The 19788-nt window shown below is 69.3% G+C and carries 19 protein-coding genes; 9 read left to right on the forward strand and 10 right to left on the reverse strand.

Translation table 11 applies throughout. From position 1 onward, the window contains the following. The first annotated feature begins 37 nt into the window (after window positions 1-37). Complete coding sequence (locus NT132_RS11370) at window positions 38-1297, forward strand: serine hydrolase domain-containing protein (RefSeq protein WP_297788923.1); 1260 nt, start codon at window positions 38-40, stop codon at window positions 1295-1297. Continuing rightward, window positions 1294-2193, forward strand: a complete 900-nt coding sequence (locus NT132_RS11375) for an EamA family transporter (protein ID WP_297788834.1) — start codon at window positions 1294-1296, stop codon at window positions 2191-2193. Before NT132_RS11370 ends, NT132_RS11375 begins: the two co-directional genes overlap by 4 nt. 65 nt (window positions 2194-2258) lie before the next feature. On the opposite strand, the gene NT132_RS11380 is transcribed toward NT132_RS11375, so the two are convergent. Then, window positions 2259-3215 (reverse strand): nucleoside hydrolase, encoded by a 957-nt coding sequence (locus tag NT132_RS11380; protein ID WP_297788837.1) that lies wholly within the window; start codon window positions 3213-3215, stop codon window positions 2259-2261. Window positions 3216-3336: 121 nt separating this feature from the next. Between NT132_RS11380 and NT132_RS11385 the strand changes: the two genes are divergently transcribed. Beyond that, window positions 3337-4170, forward strand: coding sequence for a ribokinase (locus NT132_RS11385; protein WP_297788840.1), 834 nt, complete (start codon window positions 3337-3339; stop codon window positions 4168-4170). Between the two features lie 89 nt (window positions 4171-4259). Here the strand turns inward: NT132_RS11385 and NT132_RS11390 are convergent, their stop codons facing one another. Further along, a complete protein-coding gene (locus NT132_RS11390) occupies window positions 4260-5204 on the reverse strand; it encodes a nucleoside hydrolase (protein ID WP_297788843.1) in 945 nt (314 codons plus the stop codon). 37 nt (window positions 5205-5241) lie between these two features. Continuing rightward, complete coding sequence (locus NT132_RS11395; protein WP_297788846.1) at window positions 5242-5817, reverse strand: cyclodeaminase/cyclohydrolase family protein; 576 nt, start codon at window positions 5815-5817, stop codon at window positions 5242-5244. Window positions 5818-5966: 149 nt separating this feature from the next. Between NT132_RS11395 and NT132_RS11400 the strand changes: the two genes are divergently transcribed. From NT132_RS11400 to NT132_RS11415, 4 genes are all read left to right on the forward strand, one after another. After that, window positions 5967-6524: an NYN domain-containing protein gene (locus NT132_RS11400; protein WP_297788849.1), complete on the forward strand. Its 558-nt coding sequence runs from the start codon at window positions 5967-5969 to the stop codon at window positions 6522-6524. 184 nt (window positions 6525-6708) lie between these two features. After that, entirely contained in the window at window positions 6709-7275 is a 567-nt protein-coding gene (locus tag NT132_RS11405) for a manganese efflux pump MntP family protein (RefSeq protein WP_297788852.1), read from the forward strand. A gap of 25 nt (window positions 7276-7300) precedes the next feature. Continuing rightward, the gene (locus NT132_RS11410) at window positions 7301-8551 is read left to right on the forward strand and encodes an alpha/beta fold hydrolase (RefSeq protein WP_297788855.1); all 1251 of its coding nucleotides are present in this window, start codon (window positions 7301-7303) and stop codon (window positions 8549-8551) included. Between the two features lie 41 nt (window positions 8552-8592). Next, window positions 8593-8907, forward strand: coding sequence for a DUF2277 domain-containing protein (locus tag NT132_RS11415; protein ID WP_297788858.1), 315 nt, complete (start codon window positions 8593-8595; stop codon window positions 8905-8907). A 13-nt stretch (window positions 8908-8920) separates the two neighbouring features. Here NT132_RS11415 and NT132_RS11420 read toward each other — a convergent pair whose 3' ends face one another. The 6 genes from NT132_RS11420 to NT132_RS11445 all read right to left on the reverse strand — a co-directional run bounded on the left by NT132_RS11420 (window position 8921) and on the right by NT132_RS11445 (window position 15884). Continuing rightward, a complete protein-coding gene (locus tag NT132_RS11420; protein WP_297788861.1) occupies window positions 8921-10594 on the reverse strand; it encodes a glycoside hydrolase family 13 protein in 1674 nt (557 codons plus the stop codon). Between the two features lie 3 nt (window positions 10595-10597). Further along, window positions 10598-11497 carry a carbohydrate ABC transporter permease gene (locus NT132_RS11425; protein ID WP_297788864.1) on the reverse strand — a complete coding sequence of 300 codons (900 nt, stop codon included), beginning with the start codon at window positions 11495-11497 and terminating at the stop codon, window positions 10598-10600. Beyond that, the gene (locus NT132_RS11430) at window positions 11497-12405 is read right to left on the reverse strand and encodes a carbohydrate ABC transporter permease (RefSeq protein WP_297788867.1); all 909 of its coding nucleotides are present in this window, start codon (window positions 12403-12405) and stop codon (window positions 11497-11499) included. Before NT132_RS11430 ends, NT132_RS11425 begins: the two co-directional genes overlap by 1 nt. After that, window positions 12402-13706 carry an ABC transporter substrate-binding protein gene (locus NT132_RS11435; protein WP_366940402.1) on the reverse strand — a complete coding sequence of 435 codons (1305 nt, stop codon included), beginning with the start codon at window positions 13704-13706 and terminating at the stop codon, window positions 12402-12404. The genes NT132_RS11430 and NT132_RS11435 overlap by 4 nt, the downstream gene beginning before the upstream one ends. Before the next feature lie 160 nt (window positions 13707-13866). After that, complete coding sequence (locus NT132_RS11440; protein ID WP_297788870.1) at window positions 13867-15312, reverse strand: MFS transporter; 1446 nt, start codon at window positions 15310-15312, stop codon at window positions 13867-13869. A 209-nt stretch (window positions 15313-15521) separates the two neighbouring features. Further along, window positions 15522-15884: a MarR family winged helix-turn-helix transcriptional regulator gene (locus NT132_RS11445; RefSeq protein WP_297788873.1), complete on the reverse strand. Its 363-nt coding sequence runs from the start codon at window positions 15882-15884 to the stop codon at window positions 15522-15524. On the opposite strand from NT132_RS11445, the gene NT132_RS11450 reads away from it, so the two are divergent. Next, window positions 15852-17480, forward strand: coding sequence for an aminomethyl transferase family protein (locus NT132_RS11450; RefSeq protein WP_297788876.1), 1629 nt, complete (start codon window positions 15852-15854; stop codon window positions 17478-17480). The genes NT132_RS11445 and NT132_RS11450 overlap by 33 nt on opposite strands. 82 nt (window positions 17481-17562) lie before the next feature. On the opposite strand, the gene NT132_RS11455 is transcribed toward NT132_RS11450, so the two are convergent. Then, on the reverse strand, window positions 17563-18903 hold the full coding sequence (locus NT132_RS11455; RefSeq protein ID WP_297788879.1) for an aminomethyl transferase family protein: 1341 nt from the start codon (window positions 18901-18903) through the stop codon (window positions 17563-17565). On the opposite strand from NT132_RS11455, the gene NT132_RS11460 reads away from it, so the two are divergent. Beyond that, a complete protein-coding gene (locus tag NT132_RS11460) occupies window positions 18902-19621 on the forward strand; it encodes a GTP cyclohydrolase I (RefSeq protein ID WP_297788882.1) in 720 nt (239 codons plus the stop codon). The genes NT132_RS11455 and NT132_RS11460 overlap by 2 nt on opposite strands. Window positions 19622-19788: the final 167 nt, after the last annotated feature.

Consider the following 19788-nt stretch of genomic DNA (forward strand, 5'->3'; position numbering starts at 1 on the left):
GTGTTTGAATGCTGAAGCACGACGACCGGGGGTGACCATGCTGTTCCGCTCCGCAGTGCGACGATCGGTTGCGGCGGCCCTCGGCTTCGCACTCGTGCTCGCTGCGGCCACTGCCTGCGCTCCCGAGCGCCATGTGGCCGTCGACCTGCCCGAACAGGTGGATGCGGCCTTCCCGGACGCGGTGCAGACGCAGCTGGCGGCCGCCGTCGACAACGCCATGGCCGCGACCGGTTCCACCGGGGCGATCGTCGGGGTGTGGGCGCCGTGGAGCGGCTCCTGGGTCGCGGGCGTCGGCGACGCTGAGGTCGACGAGGCGTTCCGCGTCGCCGAGGTGACCCGGCCCATGACCTGCGATGTGCTGTACCAACTTGCCGAGTCGAAGACCGTCTCCCTGGACGACCCGGTGACCGACTACGTCGCGAGCATCGCCGGGCTCCCGGACCAGATCACACTCGGCTCGCTCTGCGACGGCACCAGCGGACTGGGGTCCTACCAGGCGCGACTCGGCCTCGACTTCCTGAACACCCCCGAACGCCAGTGGAACCCGAACGAGCTCGCCGCCTACGGCATCGGCAGCCGCGACGACAGCCTGATCGGCACCACCTACCGCGACTCCGATGCCGCCTACGTGCTGCTGGGCCTCGCCCTGGAGAAGGCGACGGGAAGATCCGCCGCCGAGCTCCTCGCCGATGACGTCTTCGGGCCGCTCGGCATGGAGGCCACCAGCCTGCCGTCGGATGCCGCGGCAGCCCCGGGCGACTCGGCGCTCACCGGACTGCTGTCGCGTCCGGGTGCCGACGGGGTCCTGAACTGTGCGGAGCCCACGGACGTCACCGTCCTCTCCGCCAGCATGGGGTACACCAACAGCGGTGTCGTCTCGACCATCGGTGACCTCGCGACCTATGTGCGTGCGCTCGCCACGGATGCGCTGGTGCCGGAGGATGCGGGACGTTTCGCCGACCCGATGCCGGTCGGTCTCGACCAGCCCTCCTGGTTCACCTTCGCGGGCGGCGCCTTCCAGGCGGGCTCCCTCATCGGCCAGTTCGGTTCGGCTCCGGGGTATCTCACGGCGGCATTCGCCGACCCGACGACGGGGCTCACGGTCGCCGTCGTGCTCAACAACTCCGCCGCATCGGAGAACGTCGGTGCGTACCTGGCGTGGGAGCTGGCGGCGATCGCATCCAAGGCTCCCGCCGCATCCGGTCAGACGGCACCCGCCGCCGGCCTCCCCTGGACGGCGCAGAACTACCACGACGCCATCACCGCACTCGCCGTCTGCCCCCTTCCCGCGTCGTGAGCGGAGGCGTGGGCCGCACGCCCGCGATCGGCCTGGTCCTGGTCGGCCTCGCCTGCCAAGAGGTCGGCGCCTCGATCGCGGTGCTCCTGTTCCCGCAGGCCGGGCCCCTGGGCATGGTCATGATGCGGTTGTTCTTCGCCGCGGTGGTGCTGCTGCTGATCGCGCGGCCGTCGCTGCGCGGTCGGTCGGTGCGGGCCTGGCGGTCGGTGGTCTGGTTCGGTGTCGTGCTCGCCGTCATGAACGGCCTGTTCTACCTCGCCCTGGAACGACTGCCGCTCGGTGTGACCGTCACGATCGAGGTGCTCGGGCCGCTGGTGCTGTCGATCGTCGCCGCCCGCCGTGCGGCCGCGTGGCTCTGGGCACTGCTGGCGTTCGCGGGTGTCGTCGCCCTCGGTGGCGGCGGCTGGGACCGGCTCGACTTCTGGGGTGTGCTCTTCGCGCTCGGCGCCGCCGCCAGCTGGGCGCTCTACATCCTGGCGTCTGCGGAGACCGGGCGGCAGACCCGGGGCCTTGACGGTCTCGCGCTGGCCATGTCGGTGGGCGCGCTGCTGTCGCTGCCCTTCGGATGGGTGGATGCGGGCACCGCGCTGCTGCGGCCCGAGATCCTCGCGCTCGGCTTCGCGGTGGCGATGCTGTCGTCGATGGTGCCGTACGCCCTCGAGCTCATTGCGCTGCGCCGGGTCACCGCATCCGTCTTCGGGATTCTTATGACGCTCGGCCCCGCCACGGCCTCGCTCGCCGGGTTCCTGCTCCTCGGGCAGGGCCTGAACGTGCTGGAGATCTTCGGCATCGTGCTGGTCATCGCCGCGAGCATGGGCGCCGTGCTCACGGCGCCGAAGCCGGTGTCGCCGAGCACGGGCGCGCCGGACGACCCCTTCGGCGAACCCGTCGCGTGACCGCGGCACGGTGGCGATCGGATGCGGTCAGGCCGCACCGGGCGGCACGCACGGACCGGATGCGGTCAGCCCGCGAGGATGGTCGACACCAGGTGGTGGGCCACCGGCGCGTCGACCTGCAGCACCACCCTGGTGCGGACGCCCTCGTGGTCGCGGGCGCCGAGCCGCTGGCCGCGAAGATCCACGATGGTCTGGCCGCGTCCGGGACCCCAGGACGTGTCGACCGTGACCGGCACCCGCGGAGCGACCGTGGGCGTCACCCCGCTCGCCGCGATCACCGCGGCGAGCGGGTCGTGCAGCGCGGATGAGCGCTCGCCGTAGGTGGGCAGATAGAAGTCGAAGTAGTGGTCGAGGATCTCGCCGATCGCCCGGACGAACGGCCGCTCCGAGGCCAGCAGCATCCCGCGCTGCTCCTCGGTGAGCACGTGCTCCATGGTGACGTCCAGGGGGACGAGGGTCACGTCCCAGTCCGCGGCGAGGAGCGCGGCGGCGCCCTGGGGGTCGTTGTACACGTTCGCCTCGGCGACGGGGGTGATGTTCCCCGCAGCCAGCGCCGCGCCGCCCATCGTCACGACCGCCGCGACCCGGCTCGGCAGGGCCGGATCGGCCTCGAGGGCGTGGGCGAGGTTCGTCATCGGCCCGATCGTGACCACCCGCAGGTTCCCGGCGTACTCGTGCGACAGGTCGAGCAGCAGCTGTGCGGCACCTCGGGGGTCGGGTTCCGTTGCGGCGCGCGGCACCTCGACCCCGCCGATGCCGTTCTCGCCGTGCACGTGCGGGGCGCCGCCGTCATAGGGGTGGTCGATGTGGTCGTGCGCGCCGACGGCGACCGGAATGTGACTGTGCCCCGCGAGCGCGAGCAGGTCGAGGGTGTTGCGTGCTCCCTGCGCTGCCGTCGTGTTGCCGCTGACCGTGCCGACACCGACGAGTTCGATCGCCGGGGATGCGAGGAGGTAGGCCAGGGCGACGCTGTCGTCGACACCGGTGTCGCAGTCGAGGTAAACGGGCATGCGGTCGCTCATGGAGGCTCCTGTCGGGTGGGAGCGGACCACGATGTCCGCGCGGGGGCACCTTCGGTTATACCCGCTCCGTGTTGCGCGCTCGTCACACGGCGGCGGGGCGGACGCGTGGTGGAATGGACGCATGCCCGAACCCCTCGGCCCCCTCTGCGTGGTGGGCAGCATCAACATCGACGTGACCGCATCCGTCGCCCGGCTTCCCGGAGCGGGGGAGACGGTGCTCGGTGGCGCGCTCCGACGGGATGCGGGCGGCAAGGGCGCGAATCAGGCTGTCGCGGCGGCACGGCTCGGCGGACGGGTGCGCATGATCGGCGCGGTCGGCGATGACGACGACGGACGCGCGATGCTGCAGAACCTGCAGGACGCCGGCGTCGACGCCGCGGAGGTCTGGCTCGGCGAGAACCCCACCGGCACCGCGTTGATCACGGTCGACGAGACCGGCGAGAACCAGATCGTCGTCTGCCCGGGCGCGAACGACGACGTCACGGTGGATGGGGTCGCCTTCGCCGCGGACGAGGCCGTGCTCGCGCAGCTGGAGATCCCGGATGCGACCGTGGCGGCGCTCGCGACGGTGCCCGGGTACCTCGCGGTCAATGCCGCACCCGCCCGCCCGCTTCCGCCCGAGGTCGTCGCGCGCGCAGACCTGATCATCGTCAACGAGACCGAGTACGCCCAGTTACCCGAACTCGCGAGTGCCCGCCGGGTTGCCGTGACCTACGGGGCGGCGGGCGCTGCCCTGTTCGAGCAGGGACGCGAGGTGGCGCGGGCGGCGGCACCGCGCGTGCACGCGGTGAGCGCGGTCGGCGCAGGAGACGCGTTCTGTGCCGCGCTCACGCTCGCCCTCCACGCCGGTTGGGATGCGGAGCGGGCGCTCCGCGCGGCGTGTGCCGTCGGTGCGGATGCCGTCACGCGCCTCGGCGCGCAGCCACCGCTCCGCCCTCTCGACCAGTACGCCTGAGCTGCGCATAACTCAGGCAATTCTGCGTGCACTGCGTCCGGTGAGACGGTGTGCGACGGTTCTGCCTGAATTATGCGCACCCGTTCGGGTCAGACGGGGTCGCCGATGCGCTCGAGCGCGTCCACCACGAGCCCCCAGAAACGGTCGGTGTCGACCCCGGTGGCGGCGAAGGTGCGGCAGTCCGCCGGTGCGGGGCCGCGGCGGTCTGCGAGCGTCATCCCCAGCGTGTGGGTGCCGGTGAGCTCCACGGTGAGCGGCACCCGCTCCGCGGGCACGATCGCCGCGTCGATCACGCGGGCGACGGCCACCGGATCGTGGACGGGCGGATGCGGGAAGCCCTGCGTTTCGAGATAGCTACGGCCGAAGAAGTCGAGCAATTCCACGACGAACCGGGCGGGCGCGGTCCCCACGGCCGCGATCCGTTCGACCACGTCCGGGGTGGCGAGCGCCTGGTGCGTGGCGTCGAGCCCCACCATGACGACGGTCCATCCGGCGGTGAACACGATGTGCGCGGACTCCGGGTCGATGAGGATGTTGAACTCGGCCGCCGCGGTCCAGTTGCCGCCGGCGGTCCCCCCGCCCATCAGCACGACCTCGTGCACCCGGTCGACGATGTCGGGGGCGAGACGGACCGCGAGCGCGAGGTTCGTCAGCGCTCCGGTTGCGACGAGGGTGATTTCGCCGGGGGCGTGGGAGCGGGCCGTGTCGATGATGACGTCCACGCCGTGCCGCGGGTCTGCGATCAGGCGCGGTGCCGGGAGCACGGGACCGTCGAGCCCGGACTCGCCGTGGGTCTCGACGGCCGTCTCCGGCGTGCGCACGAGCGGCCGGTCGCAGCCCGCCGCGATCGGCACATCCCTGAGCCCTGCGACGGTCGCGACGGCCAGCGCGTTGCGGGTGACCTTCTCGAGGGTCTGGTTGCCGGCGACGGTCGTCACCGCGACCAGATCGATATCGGGGTTGCCTGCGGCGAGGAAGAGCGCGATGGCATCGTCGTGGCCGGGGTCGCAGTCGAGGAGGATGGTGGTGGGCACCTCGGAAGTTTACGGACCGTCCGACGCTCCGTCGGGGTCAGCCTTCGCGCACGCGCTCCGCATGGTCTGCGGCGCTGCGGCGCGCGGCGGACATCCGGTCTGCGGCGTCGAAAAGGTCCGGCGATGCCGTGGCGCCGTGCCGCTCGATGAGGGCCAGGTCGCCGCGCAGGTTGATGAGAGCTCCGCCGAGGCCTGCGGCGAGCGACTCCGCGGCCACTCCGAGGTCGGCCTCGACCGCCGCGACGGTCCGCTCCGCCGTCTCGTCGAGCAGTGTCACGAGCGCGATCCCGGTGTCGCCGAGACGGACGGACGTGCGGGCGGCGGCGTCCCCGGCGTCTCGGGCGGCCTCATCGCGGTGGGGGTCGTCGCGGGGACGCGCGAGGGCGGCTCCGAGGTTCGCGGATGCGGTGGCATCCGCCTGCTCATCCTCCAGCGCTGCAGCACGCAACGCGCTCGCGCGCGAGAGCAGCGCGTCGTCGGCGTCGCTGTATCGGAGCACCATCTCCAGCAGCGCTGCGCCGGTGGCGAGCAAGACGCCCGCCGCCGATCCCCCACCCGGTGCGCCGTCCTTCTGCGCGAGCCGGTCGAGCCAGTCGCGCAGCGGGGCGGCCACCGAGGCTCGTTCTTCCGCATCCATGCCGTCCATTCACCCGAGCGCTGACGGGTCTGTCAACCCGCGCCGCGGAGGCCGTGCGGCGCGGTAGGGCGCACCGGCCCCACGTAGGATGGGCCGAACGCGCGCCGCGCGTCGAGGAGGATGCCGTGGCCACGGACCGGAAGACCTGGGTGCTCGTCGACGGCGAGAACATCGACGCGACCCTTGGCAGCTCGATCCTCGGTCGGCGACCGCAGCCGGACGAGCGGCCCCGGTGGGACCGCATCCTCACGTTCTTCGCCGACGCCTGGAACCAGGACGTGCAGGGGCTGTTCTTCCTCAACGCCTCGACGAACCTGCCCATGCCGTTCGTGCAGGCCCTGCTGGCGATCGGCTTCCGGCCCGTGCCGGTGTCGGGGGATGCGGACGAGAAGGTCGTCGACATCGCGATCCAGCGCACGCTCCAGGCGCTGACGGCGTACCAGGACGACGTCGTGCTGGTCAGTCACGATGGCGATTTCGTCGATGACATCGGCGCGCTCGCCGACGGGTCGCGGCGGCTCGGCGTGCTCGCGTTCGAGGAGTTCCGCAACGCCGCGTTCGCACAGATCCCCGGGGTGCGCTTCTTCGACCTCGAGTTCGACGCGGGTGCGTTCGATGCGCGGTTGCCACGCGTGCGCATCATCCCGATCGACGAGTTCGACCCGCTGCAGTTCCTGCGCTGACCGCGCCGGGCGGCCTCTTCGGCGGCCCGAAATACGGAAAATCGGCGTCTGGAGTTGGCGAGACGCCGCCGGAACCGGGATGCTGGAAGCGCTCCCGTGTGCCGTCGTCGCACCGGTGAGCCGCGCCCGCCACGCGCCAACGGTCCGCCGCGTGGGCCACTCCTCTCCCCTTCTGGATTCTGTCGTGCCGTTCCTGACCCTGTTCCTGCTTGCCATCGGTGTGTCCGCCGACGCCTTCGCCGTCGCCCTCGGGCGCGGCCTCTCCCTCCGGAGCGGGGTGGTGCGCAACGGCCTCATCCTGGCCCTGGCGTTCGGCGTCGCCCAGGCCGTCATGCCCCTCCTCGGCTGGCTACTGGGTACCGCGTTCGCCGAGGTCATCGCCCCGTTCGACCACTGGATCGCCTTCGCCCTGCTCTTCCTCGTCGGCGCCAAGATGCTGTGGGAGGCGCTCACTCCCGACGGCGACGACGCCCCCGATAGCGAGGACCGGTTCACGGTCCGCGAGATCCTGGTGCTCGCCCTCGCGACGAGCATCGACGCGCTCGTCGTCGGGGTCAGCCTCACCTTCTGGGACGTGTCGATCTGGGTCGCGATCGCGGTGATCGGTCTCGTCACGGTCGTGTTCTCCCTCGCGGCGGTGCTGCTCGGCCACCGCATCGGCACCCGCTTCCGCCGACCGGCGGAGATCGTGGGCGGCATCGTGCTGATCGGGATCGGCGTCAGCATCCTGGTGAAGCACCTCACCGCCTGACCGGAGCCCGGCGTACCGTGGAGGGATGCCGTCCACCGTGCGCCGCCTGCAGGATCTGACCATCGAAGACCACCTCATCGAGGTGCCGCTCGTCTGGGGGGACGCCTCCGACGCCCGCACCATCGACGTGCACGCCGCCGTCGTGTCGCGGGAGGGCGGCGAGGACCTGCCGTTCCTCACCTTCCTCCAGGGCGGTCCCGGCAACGAGGCGCCCACCCCGTTCCACCAGCCCACGGCGCCGGGATGGCTGGATGCGGCGCTCGCCCACTACCGCGTCGTGCTGCTCGACCAGCGCGGCACGGGAAAGTCGACTCCGGTATCCGACAGCATCCTCGACCGGATGCCGGCCGTCGAGGTTGCCGAATACCTCACGCACCTGCGGGCGGACAGCATCGTGCGCGACGCCGAGGCGATGCGCGAGCACCTGGGGGCCGAGACCTGGAGCACGCTCGGGCAGTCGTTCGGCGGGTTCACGACCCTCGCCTACCTGACCACGGACGCCGCGTCCCTCGACGACGTCTACATCACCGGCGGTCTCAGCGCGGTCGGTCGTCACCCGGACGATGTCTACGCGCTCTGCTACGACAAGATGCGCGTCATGACGGAGCGGTACTACCGCCGGTTCCCGGAGCACCGTGATGCCATGCGGCGGCTCGTCGACCTGGCGGATGCGGGCAGGATCGTGCTGCCGAGTGGCGAGGTCGTATCGCGGTCTCGGATGCGGTCCGTCGGGTCGCTCCTCGGTGGCGACAATGGCTGGCAGACGCTGTGGTCGATCCTCGATGCCGATCCGAGCACGAACGCGTTCCGTTATGACCTCGCCGGTGCCATGCCGTTCGGCGGCCGCAACCCGCTGTACTACGTGTTCCACGAGTCGAGCTACGCCGACGGCTTCGCGACGAACTGGTCGGCAGAGCGCACCGAGCCCGACGACTTCCGCGAGGACGTGACCCTGTTCACCGGCGAGCACGTGCGCCGCGAATGGTCGGAGACCGTCCCCGCCTTCCAGCCGTGGGCTGAGGTCACCGACCTGCTCGCCGTGCAGGACTGGCCGTCGCTCTACAGCGCCGATCGCATCCGTGAGGCCGATCCGACAGGTGCCGCCGCCGTGTACGTCAACGACGTCTACGTGCCGCTGGAGTTCTCGCTCGAGACCGCTGCGCTCATGCCCGGGGTGCAGACGTGGGTCACCAGCGAGCACGAGCACTCGGGCCTCCGGACGGGCGACGTGCTGCCGCGCCTCATCGACCTGGCACAGCACCGCCGGGTGCGCTGACCGGCCTTGAGGCCGGCGCTTCGCAGGCCTACCCTGTCCGCATGTGCCGCAACATCGTGCCGCTCCACAACTTCGACCCCGCCGCGACCGACGCGGAATGCCACGACGCCGCCGTCCAGTTCGTGCGGAAGATCTCCGGCATGAACAAACCGTCGCGGGCCAACCAGCAGGTGTTCGACCGCGCGGTCGCCGAGATCGAGCAGGCGACCCGGCACCTCATCGACGACCTCGTCACGACCGCACCGCCGAAGATCCGCGAGGCAGAGGCGGCGAAGCGTCAGGCCCGCTCGGCCGACCGCTACGAGGCGATCCGCATCTACCAGCAGCAGAAGCGCGCGGTCCGCACCGCCTCCTGACTCCGACGTCAGCTCAGCGCGCGCGCACCCACACCGTCGTCGCCCCCGGCAGCTCGCCGTCCGGCAGCGGGCCGCTTGCGAGGAGGACCTCGCCTGCGGGAAGCGGGACCGGGGCGTCACCGAAGTTCGTGACGGTGCGCCACCCTCCGGGCCGGGTGAACGACAGCACGGATGCCGGTGCGTCATCCCACGCGAGTTCCTCGGCCGTCTGCAGCTCGCGGCGCAGCCGGAGCGCCTCGCGGTAGAGGGTGAGTGTCGACGCGGGGTCGTCTTCCTCCGCCTCGACGGAGAGATCCGCGAACCAGGCAGGCTGCGGCAGGTGCGCGCCGTCGTCACCGAAGCCGAACGAGGAGCCGGTCCGGGTCCACGGCAGAGGCACGCGGCATCCGTCGCGCCCGAGGCCGTCGAAGCTCCACTCCGGCTGTCCGACCGACCGGAGGTAGGCGGGGTCCTGCCGCGCCTCCGCTGGCAGGTCGCCCACTTCGAAGAGCCCGAGTTCCTCACCCTGATAGAGGTACGCCGACCCGGGTAGCGCCAGGAGGAACAGGGTGGCGGCTCGGGCTCGACGGAGTCCCAGGTCGAGGTCCACGGCGTCGGCGGGGGCGCCGGCGAGGATCCATTCGGTTCCCTGTTTCACCTCGGTGCGCCCGTGGAGCGGCGGGAGGCCATATCGGGTGGCGTGCCGCACGGAGTCGTGGTTCGACAGCACCCACGTCGATGACGATCCCGACACGGCCGACTGCGCGAGGTTGTCGGTGACGACGGCGCGGAACTGCGCGGCGTCGAAGTCGGCCGTCAGCAGGTCGAAGTTGAACGCCTGGCCGAGGCTCGTCGGTGCGGCGTAGCGGGCGCGGCGTTCGGGAGTGGCGACCCACGCCTCGGCGACGGCCGTCCGCGGCGGGTCGTAGGAGTCGAACACCGTCCGCCACTCGGCGTAGACGTCGTGCACCTCGTCGCGGTCGTACAGCGGATGCGTCCCGGATGCGGCATCCATGGCCTCGAGCTCCGCTTGGGTGGGCAGCGGGTCGGGCAGGTCTTTGACGAGCATGTGCGCCACGTCGATGCGGAACCCGTCGACGCCCCGGTCGGACCAGAAGCGCAGGGTGCGGAGGAAATCGTCGCGCACCTCCCGGCTGTCCCAGTTGAAGTCGGGCTGCTCCGGCGCGAACGAGTGCAGGTACCACTGCCCGTCCTCGACGCGCTCCCAGGCCGGCCCGCCGAAGACCGAGGTCCAGTCGGCGGGCGGCAGCTCACCGTGCTCCCCGCGCCCGTCGCGGAAGATGTACCGCTCCCGAGCGGCGCTCCCGCGGCCGGCTGCGAGCGCCTCCTGGAACCACGGATGCTGATCGGAGGAGTGGTTCGGCACGATGTCGACGATGACGCGGATGCCGGCGCCGTGAAGCGCGGTGATCATCTCGTCGAACTCGGCGAGGGTGCCGATGCGCGGGTCGACGTTCCGGTAGTCGGCGACGTCGTACCCACCGTCCGCGAGCGCTGAGGGGTAGAACGGGCTCAGCCACACCGCATCCACCCCGAGGTGCCGCAGGTACGGCACGCGTGAGGTGATGCCGCGGAGGTCGCCGATGCCGTCGGCGTTGGCATCCGCAAACGACCGGGGGTAGATCTGGTAGACGGTGGCCTGACGCCACCAGGTGGACGAGGGGGCGAGAACGGATTCGGTCGTCAACAATCAGCCTTTCAGGGCACCCTGGGTCACGCCCTCCATCACCCATCGCTGGGTGAAGAGGTACGCGATGATGGCCGGCGCCATCGCCATGAGATACGAGGCGAAGGCGACGTTGTATTCGCTGCTGAACTGCGTCTGGAAGAGGTTCTGACGCACCGGCAGGGTCTGCAGGTTCGCGTCGGAGATGATCAGTGACGGCATCATGAAGTCGTTCCAGGCATAGAGGAACGCAAAGATGCCGACCGTGGCGCTCATCGGCGCGAGCAGCGGGAAGATGAGCCGCCAGAACACCTGCCAGGTGGAGGCGCCGTCGATGCGTGCGCTCTCCTCCAGCTCGATCGGGATGGAGCGGAGGAACGCTGTGAACAGCAGGATGCTGAAGCTCAGCTGGAACATGGTCGCCAGGAGAATCACGCCCAGCGGGTTGTCGAGCCCGACGCGTCCGGTGAGCTGGATCTGTGGCAGGGCGACGACCGGGAACGGGATGAACATCGCCGCGAGCAGGTAGAAGAACGACCAGCGGAAGAAGCGACGGTCCCAGTTGCGCACGATCGCGAACGAGGCGAGGGCGGCGAGCAGGATCGTGAAGATCACCGTTCCCGCCGTCACGATGAACGACATCGCGAACCCGACCGGGAACTTCGTGAGCTGCCAGGCATCGATGAACCCCTGGATGCTGAACGGCATCGGCAGGGCGAAGGCATTGCCGTCGACGGATTGCCCCGCGGTCTTCAGCGACATCGAGATCGTGACGTACAACGGCAGCAGGATGGTCACCGCGCACAGGAACAGGATGATCGTCGTCGACCAGTTCACGCGCTCGACGGTGCCCCTGCTCCGCTTGCCGGAGCGCGGAACGACGATGGCCCGGGTGCTGTCCGAGGTAGCGGTCTGCGTTGTCATCAGAGGGCGCTCCTTCCGCGTGTGACCGAGAGTTGCAGGATGGCGATGACGACGGTGACGATGAAGAACAGCGTCGCCGTGGCCATCTGGTAGGCGTAGTCGCCGGTCTGGAATCCGCGGATGATCGTCATCGCGATGCTGCGGGTCGCCGTTCCCGGGCCGCCGTTCGTCAGACCCACGATGATGTCGTAGGCGTTCAGGAAGTTCTTGAAGCCGAGGATGACGTTGATCACGACGTAGCCGGCCACGAGCGGCAGGGTGATGCGCAGCAGCTGCTGCCGGGGCGAGGCGCCGTCGATCGACGCCGCCTCGTACACGTCTCCCGGTACCGACAGCAGGCCCGCGATGTAGATGAGCAGCGCACCGGGGATCGACTGCCATGCCGTGACGACGACGATCCCGATCCACGCCAGGTCCGGGTTCGCGAGGATGCTCTCCTGCAGGAACGGGATGCCGAGGGCGGAGCCGGCGGCGGGGAGGGCGTTCTGGAAGAGGTACTGGAAGACGTAGGCGATGATGATGCCCGAAATCACCATCGGGATGACGAAGATGGCCCGCAGGCCCGCTTTCACCCGGATGCGGGAGGTGAGCCCCACCGCGAGGAGGAAGGCGATGACGTTCACGAGGATGACGGTGACGAGCGAGAAGCCGAACGTGAACAGGAAGCTCGACAGGATCGCCGGATCGCTGAAGACGGCGATGTAGTTGGTGAAGCCGATGAACTCCCACTCGCCGAGGCCGATGGAGTCGGTGAAGCTGAAGAAGATGCCGATCACCCCAGGCAGGGTGATCGCCAGGGTGAGCAGGATCAGCGGGGGCAGCAGGAACGCGTAGTAGATCGGCTCGACCTTGCCGCCCCGGCGCACCGGTGCGTCGCTGCCGGTCACGATCGTCGACGTGGTGGTCATCGTCCCGCCTCCTCACTGCCGACCGCGGGTTGGCGGAACGCCAGTCGCGCCCAGTCGGCGTCCATGGTGCGCAGCACGTCGGTCGCGTCTTGGCCGAGGACGAGTGCCTGCGAATAGTTCTCGGTCGGGATGGCCCGGGGGTTCAGGACGCCCGGGCCCTGGTAAACCGCGCCCTGCTCGTAATAGGCGACCATCCCCGCCACGCGGGGGTCGCTGGGGGCCTCGCCGGTCGTGGTCGGGACGAAGCCGAGCTGCGACTCGTTGTAGGCCTGGATCCGCTCCGGCTCGAACAGGAACTCGAGGAAGTCGAACGCGCCGTCGGGGTTCGCCGCCTCCTCGGGGATCATCGTGACGAGGTCCATGTTGACGCGCACCTTCAGGTCGGCGGGGTCCTCCGTCATCGGCAACGGGAACGTGCCGAGTTCCAGATCGGGCGAGGTCTTCGCGATCTCGCTGAACGCCCACGGGCCTTGGAGGAGCATGGCGCCCTCGCCCTTCGCGAAGGCGACGTTGCCGGCGTCGTATCCGCGGCTGCCGGCGCCCTGCTGGGTGTACTCCTTCGCCAGCAGTTGCATCTTCTCGACCGGCTCGAGGAAGTCCTTCTCGAACGACACCTTCGAACCCGGCCCGACGTCGTCCCCTTCCTCGGCGAGCTGTTCGTAGAACTCGAGCACGTCGATCGATCCCCCGACGGAGTAGTCGAACCAGCCCTGGTTCGCCGTCCACGCGTCGGCGAAGGTGGCGTAGAACGGCGCGATGCCGGCTGCCTTCAGCGCGTCGCACACCTCGATCAGTTCTGTCCAGGTCTGCGGCACCTCCAGACCCTGTTGCGCGAAGATCTCGGTGTTGTAGATGACCGATGCGCCCATCACCGAGTACGGCAGCGCGGTCGTGCGCCCTTCACAGACGCCGTACTGCTCGAGGAGGGGCTGCAGGTCGTCGCGGATCGTCGTCGCCGCATCCGTCTCCGACAGGTCTTTCAGCGCACATCGCTGTACGAAGCGTGCGACCTCCTGGTTGTAGTTCGCGAGCATGAGGTCGGGCGGGTTCCCCCGCACGAAGCTCGCCGAGATGACGTCGACACCCGACGTGTCCATCTCGACCTCGTACTCGTCCTGCGATGCGTTGTAGTCACTGACGACCTCACTCATGAAGTCGAGAGCCTCGCGCTTGCTGAACGTGAAGTGGACCCGCTCCGCGCCGGAGCCGGGGGCGCAGCCGACCAGTGTCGATGCGATCAGTGTGGCGCCGAGTCCGAGCGCCGCCAGGCGTACCGAACGTCTTCTCCGTGGAGACATCATCGTCCTTCCCGGGGGGTGGGATGGCAGTGAGGCGTTCCGCACATCCGTGTGCTGTGCCTCACTGTGGCCACACCCTAGGCGCGCGCGCGAACGAAGGTCAACGGCTTGCGGCGCCGCTGGAGGACGCCGCATCCGGACGCGGTCTGTGGAAAGTGGGACGTCAGTGGGCGGCGGCGTCACCGACGTCGAGCCGACTGCGTTTCGTCACCACCAGGGTGAGCGCGGCCGCACCCGCGAATGCTGCGGTGAGGAACGCCGCGATCGCCTCGTTCCCGAGCGACGCGGCACCGCCGGGCAGGAGCGCGTAGAGCGCCGACAGGATGCCGAGACCGACCGCGGTTCCGGTGCGCTGCGCCGCAGTGACCATCGCGCTGGCGACGCCGGCGTCGCGCCCCTCGGTCTGAGCGAACGACGCGTTCGCGTTCGGTCCGACGAACAGCCCCACGCCGATCCCGGTGACGAGCAGCGGGAGGAGCATGACGAGGAATGTGAGCGCCTCGGCGGGAAGAGCGATCACCAGCATCCCGACCGTGGCGAGTCCCAGTGTGATCATGGTGAGTCCCGCCGTGATCATGCGGGTGCCGTAGCGCTGCAGCAGCATGCGGTTGAACAGAGCCCCCACGACGCTGCCGATGGCGAACGGGCTGACGAGCAGGCCCGCCGAGAGCGCGTCGTGCCCGAGGGCCTCCTCCCAGAGGAGTGCGAGCACGAGGAACGATGAGGTGAAGCCGGCGAATCCGAGGAAGGTGCTCACGACCCCGATCGGGAGCGCCCGTTGCCGGAACAGCCGGAGCGGGACCACCGCGAAGCGATCCTGCCGGCCCCGCGCTCGGATCCACCCGCCGAAGCCGACGAGGAGCAGGATCCCGGCGACCAGCATGATCGTGGACGTCACCGAGAAGCCGCCGCCGAGCGAGAACGGCAGGATCGCGAGGCCCACGCCCGCGGTGAACAGCAGCATCCCGATCGGGTCGGAACCACGCGTGCCGATGGGGGCGGTGACCGGAAGCACGAAGATTGCGAGGATGACCGCGAGGATGCCGACCGGCACGTTCACGAGGAACGTGAGCCGCCATCCGATCTCGCCGCCGGAGTGGATGAGCAGACCGCCGAGGAGGGGACCGGCGGCGCTCGATGCGCCGAACACGGCGCCGAGGATCGCGAACGGGCGGGCGCGTTCCGGTCCTTTGTAGAGGAGCTGGATGAGGGCATTCACCGGGGTCATCGTGAGGCCCGCGCCGACGCCCGCCAGGATGCGTGCGAGCACGAGCTGCGTGGGATCGGGGGCGATGCCGCACCACAGGTTCGCGGCCGTGAACACGGCCACGCCGGTGACGAACACCTTCTTGTGACCGAACTGGTCGCCGAGCCGCCCGGCGGGCAGCAGCACGAGTGCGAAGGCCAGCGCGTACGCGGTGAGCACCAGCGACTGTTGAGTGGCGTCGGCGCCGATGCCGTCGCGGATCGCGGGCACCGCGAGGTTGACGCTCGTGACGCTCAGCAGGGTGAGCGCCGCGGGGATGAGCAGGACGGTCAGTGCGAGCCACCGCCGTTGCGGGGGCGCGGTGCGCGGGTCGGTCGGGCGAGCAAGGTGCGTGTCACTCATGGGATTCCTCCTTCGGGAGGGCCGTCGAGGCCGGGTCTTCCGGAAACCCACGACAGCCCGGCCGATTCATCGATCGGATGGTGGCTGCCATGGCGGGGAAGCTCCCGTGCCATGTAGTGGGTGGACCACCCGTATCCGTCCAAGCGCACCAGCAGGACGACCTCATGGCATTTCGGCAGCACGAGTCTAGGGGCAGTGCCGTCAGCTGGTCACGCAGGCCACATCGTCGCGGGTGGCTCCGGTCCATCCAGCACCGCCGGGATCTCCTGCAGGCGGTCGATCGTCGCGCGCATCGAGTCCGCGCCGAGGAGCTCGGCGAACTGTTCCTGCAGGATGCCGAGCCGGCGGCGGCCCTCATGGGCACCGGCCCTGCCGACATCCGTCACCTCGTACCAGATGACGCGCCCGTGGAAGGGATGGCGCAGGCGGGTGACCCAGCCGCGAGCCTCCAGCGCCGCCAATGCGGTCGACGCGGACTGCGGAGTGATGCGGAAGCGGCGGGCGAGATCCGAGCCCGACATGTGGCCCAGTTCGTCGAGATGGACGGCGATGCCGAGCTGCGTGATCGTCACGTCGAGGCCGTCGATCGCCTCGAGCAGGCGCCGCTGCACCGCCTGATTGGCCTGGAACAGCGCATACGGCAGACCATCTGTCCACCCGGGAACCGTCGTCATCCGACCATTGTCTCAGAACTGGAAAGTATTAGCGATTCGAACACTATTGAAGATGCCTTGCAATATGTTAGACAGCTGATACTCTCCGGACATCCGCGATGCGCGGAGTCCCGACGAAGAGGAGTAGCCGTGATGACGCTCGACGATGAGATCACCGCCGCAGGCGGCCCATTGGGCCTGCTGCGATCAGGGCGATCAGGTGCGTTCCCGTTCCCGATCCGTTCCGAGTTCACCAACTGGCGCGACGAACAGGAGGCGTGGCGGGCGTCCGCGGCGCTGATGGATCTGTCGCACCACATGCCCGACCTGACCCTCTCAGGCCCGGATGTGCACCGCCTGTTGTCAGATGTCGGCGCCAACTCGTTCCGCAGCTTCGGTGCGATGAAGGCGAAGCAACTGGTCGCGGTCGGGGCCGATGGCTCGATGATCGGCGACGCGATCCTGTTCGGGCTCGGTGACGAGCACGTTCGCGTGGTCGGCCGCCCACCCGCCCTGAACTGGATGCAGTTCCACGCCGAGAGGGGCGGTTACGACGTCGAGGTGCGGCGGGACGAGCGCACGGTGCAGAACCCCCGGGGGCGAGAACTGTACCGGCTGCAATTGCAGGGGCCGACGGCCGGTCCCATCTACGAAAAGGTGAACGGGGGACCCCTTCCCGATATCCCGTTCTTCCACATGGGGCGCCTGCGCATCGGCCGGCACGAGGCCACCGCGCTCAACCATCGGATGAGCGGGTTCCCGGGCTTCGAGTTCTTCGGCCCGTACGAGGAGTTCGAGAGTGTGCGCGACACCCTGCTCGAGGCGGGTGCGGAGTTCGGACTGCGCGAGGTCGGGGCTCGCGCGTACGCGTCCGTCGCGACCGAGTCCGGCTGGATCGCGAACACCGTGCCGGCGTTCTATTCCTCACCGGAGACACGCGCCTACCGGCAGTGGCAGTCGTCTCGCTCGTTCGACGCGAACCTTCAGGTCGGCGGATCCTTCGTCCCCGACCGGGTGGAGGACTACTACGTGACGCCGTGGGACCTCGGCTACGGTCACGTCCTGAAGTTCGACCATGACTTCATCGGCCGTGAGGCGCTCGAGGCGCGCAAGGACGAGCCGCATCGCCGGAAGGCCTGGATCAGGTGGGAATCGGGCGAGGGTGCCCGGATCGTTGCCAGTTACGAGGCGCCCGGCGCGCATCGATTCAAGTACCTCGAGATGCCTGCCGCGTTCTATGCCGGGGCGCAGTTCGACCGCATCGAGGATGCTGATGGCCGGCTGATCGGGCTCGCGATGCTGACGAGCTACACGTCGAACGTGCGCGGCTGGATCTCGCTCGGCATGATCGATGAGGCTGAGTGGCGCATCGGGCGTGAGGTGCGACTGGTCTGGGGCGAGCCGCACGGCGGAAGTGCCAACCCGCTGGTGGAACGCCACACTCAGACCGCTGTGCGCGCCACGATCATCGATCGTCCCTTCCCGGAGGGTACCGAAGGATCGGGCAACCGCTGAGGCCACTCTCGTGCCCTCGGTGGTCGTCAAAGAAGGAGGGGGCCACGATTCGGTGGCTCCCTCCTTCTCACGCGACGACGCGCTACCGGCTGTCCGTGGACCGGTAGGCCACCCGGGCGTAGTCGTCGTACGGCGCCGGGCGAACCGTCGCGGCGATCCGCGGGAAGTCGGGTATGCCTCCGGCGGAGTCCGGGCCGGGGTGTTCACCCCAGACGACCTCGACGCGGGTACCGGGTATCGCCTGCTCGGCTTCGACGAGGGAGAGCGCGAGCACCCGGTCCAGCGGAGCGATTCGCGCGGTCTGGAACGTGATCCCGACCAACTGCCCGCTCTGCTCGATGCGGTGGCGGCCATAGTCGTTGAGGAACGCACCCGACTCGCCCAGCACAGCTGCGACGTCGTCGGCGTCGAACTCCAGCGTCACCTTCCGCCGCGTCGCGGTCTCACGCGCGGCCGCGAGAGCGTCGCGGCCGATGAAGTCATGCTCGAGCGAGATGGAGCGCCCATAGCCGAACTCCCACGGGGAGGCGTAGTAGTCCTCGATCCGCTCCGAGAAGAAGCTGCCGTGCAGGGGGTTCTGGCCCTCATACCCGAAGACGTTGATCGATGACCGGTAGTCCGCCAGGCGCGGGTCCGCGTAGATCGCGGGCGTCGGTGCCGGGATCCATCCGGACTCGACCCCGTTCGTCGAGTACGCGAGAGCACCGACGAGTGCGACGCGGAGGTCGGCGCCGGCGTCGACCAGCGCGGCCTTGACCGCGTCGTGGTCGGCGTATGCCCCGATGAACTCATACCCTGCCTGTCCCGCCATCCCGTGACGAAGCGCGCGGAATCGCGCGCGCGCAAGTGACACGGGCGTCGAGTGGAAGAACCGGGTCGCCGGAAGGGGGCCCCCGAACGCGCGTTCGACCAACGCCAGTGCGGCTGGGCCCTGCACCTGGAGCCGGAACAGTCGGGGGTCTCCAGGGGTGAAGGAGCGATCCGGATCGATCTCCACCTCGACGTCGTACCCGCCGCGGGCGGCGTGGAACGCGACCCAGTTCTGCGCCGCAGGGACCCCGGACAACACGAACGACTCCTCGCCTTCCCGCAGCAGGATGCCGTCGGTGATGATGTTGCCGTCGTAGGCCACCGGGATGAACTGTTTCGCTTGCCCGATCGCGAAGGTCGACAGGTCGTTCGCGCTGACGTCGCCCAACAGGCGCAGGGCATCACGGCCCCGGAGGAACGTATCGCTCATGTGGTACGAGAGGTCTGCGATGGTGACGTCGGTGCGCCAGGCGCCCTGTTCCGCGGCCCAGCCGACGTACTCGTCATCGATGATCGGGGGCTTCCACGGGGCGCTGTCCAGTTTCCAGAGCATGCGAACGGGTGAACCTGCCTGTTCGACGCCCTGCTGAAGACTCACGAAATCCCATGCCATGTCGGGCTCCTTTGCCACTGGATGCGAACACCTGGACACGTTATTCAGGCGTATGAATAAGTGTAAGATGCCTGAATACAAATGGCGAGGACCGAAAGCGGGGACCGCCGATCGTCACGCGATGCAAGGGGGCCTCGCCATGGTCGTTGCGCCGGACCGGATTGCGGCGATGGATGCGGTGCGTGCACTGCTCGCCGCGTCCGGGGTCGATCCCGATGCGCCGATGCTCGCCGACACGCCGGCCCGTGTTGCGGCATCGCTCAGGGAGCTTTTCGCCGGCGTCGGCGAGGATGCGGCCGCTCCTCTGCGCCGGGGGGATGCGGTGCCGGAGGGCCTCGATATCGTCTGTCTGCGCGGCATCGAGTTCCGCTCGGTCTGTGCGCACCATCTCCTCCCCTTCTCCGGGACGGTCGATATCGCCTACCTGCCGGTCGCCAGGCTGGTCGGGATCGGCGCGATCGTCCGCACTCTCGAGATCCTGAGCACACGTCCCCAGATCCAGGAGCATCTCGCCGACGAGCTCGCGCAGGCGCTGCACAGCGGGATGGAGGCGGCGGGCGCGCTGGTCGTCTTCGAGGCGCGGCACTCGTGTGTTGCCGACCGGGGCCCGCGGGAGGCCGGTTCGGTCTTCACCACGGTCGCGTCGTCCGGCGTGTTGGGTGCGGACGGTCGGCGGCAGGATGCGATCGCCCTGCTGCGCCGGACGCGCGCCGGGTGATAAGTCGCGCCATCGAGAATGAATCAGACATCTGCATATGTTTCAGATGTTTGACAACCATGAGGTGATTCGCTACGGTCGATGGTGTCGGCTCGGGCCGAGTCCGGATGCACGTCACGCGGCGTGATCGTGCATCCCGGATCCTGTCCGAACCGCACTCGAATCGG

The organism is Microbacterium sp. (assembly GCF_026393345.1).
Taxonomy (GTDB): domain Bacteria; phylum Actinomycetota; class Actinomycetes; order Actinomycetales; family Microbacteriaceae; genus Microbacterium.

Excerpts from the sequence above, each read along its gene's own strand:
- NT132_RS11370 (WP_297788923.1), top strand. The coding sequence starts at position 38 with ATGCTGTTCCGCTCCGCAGTGCGACGATCGGTTGCGGCGGCCCTCGGC.
- NT132_RS11380 (WP_297788837.1), bottom strand. The coding sequence starts at position 3,215 with ATGAGCGACCGCATGCCCGTTTACCTCGACTGCGACACCGGTGTCGAC.
- NT132_RS11385 (WP_297788840.1), top strand. The coding sequence starts at position 3,337 with ATGCCCGAACCCCTCGGCCCCCTCTGCGTGGTGGGCAGCATCAACATC.
- NT132_RS11410 (WP_297788855.1), top strand. The coding sequence starts at position 7,301 with ATGCCGTCCACCGTGCGCCGCCTGCAGGATCTGACCATCGAAGACCAC.
- NT132_RS11415 (WP_297788858.1), top strand. The coding sequence starts at position 8,593 with ATGTGCCGCAACATCGTGCCGCTCCACAACTTCGACCCCGCCGCGACC.
- NT132_RS11425 (WP_297788864.1), bottom strand. The coding sequence starts at position 11,497 with ATGACAACGCAGACCGCTACCTCGGACAGCACCCGGGCCATCGTCGTT.
- NT132_RS11430 (WP_297788867.1), bottom strand. The coding sequence starts at position 12,405 with ATGACCACCACGTCGACGATCGTGACCGGCAGCGACGCACCGGTGCGC.
- NT132_RS11435 (WP_366940402.1), bottom strand. The coding sequence starts at position 13,706 with ATGATGTCTCCACGGAGAAGACGTTCGGTACGCCTGGCGGCGCTCGGA.
- NT132_RS11440 (WP_297788870.1), bottom strand. The coding sequence starts at position 15,312 with ATGAGTGACACGCACCTTGCTCGCCCGACCGACCCGCGCACCGCGCCC.
- NT132_RS11450 (WP_297788876.1), top strand. The coding sequence starts at position 15,852 with ATGGACGGCGATGCCGAGCTGCGTGATCGTCACGTCGAGGCCGTCGAT.
- NT132_RS11460 (WP_297788882.1), top strand. The coding sequence starts at position 18,902 with ATGTCGGGCTCCTTTGCCACTGGATGCGAACACCTGGACACGTTATTC.
- NT132_RS11455 (WP_297788879.1), bottom strand. The coding sequence starts at position 18,903 with ATGGCATGGGATTTCGTGAGTCTTCAGCAGGGCGTCGAACAGGCAGGT.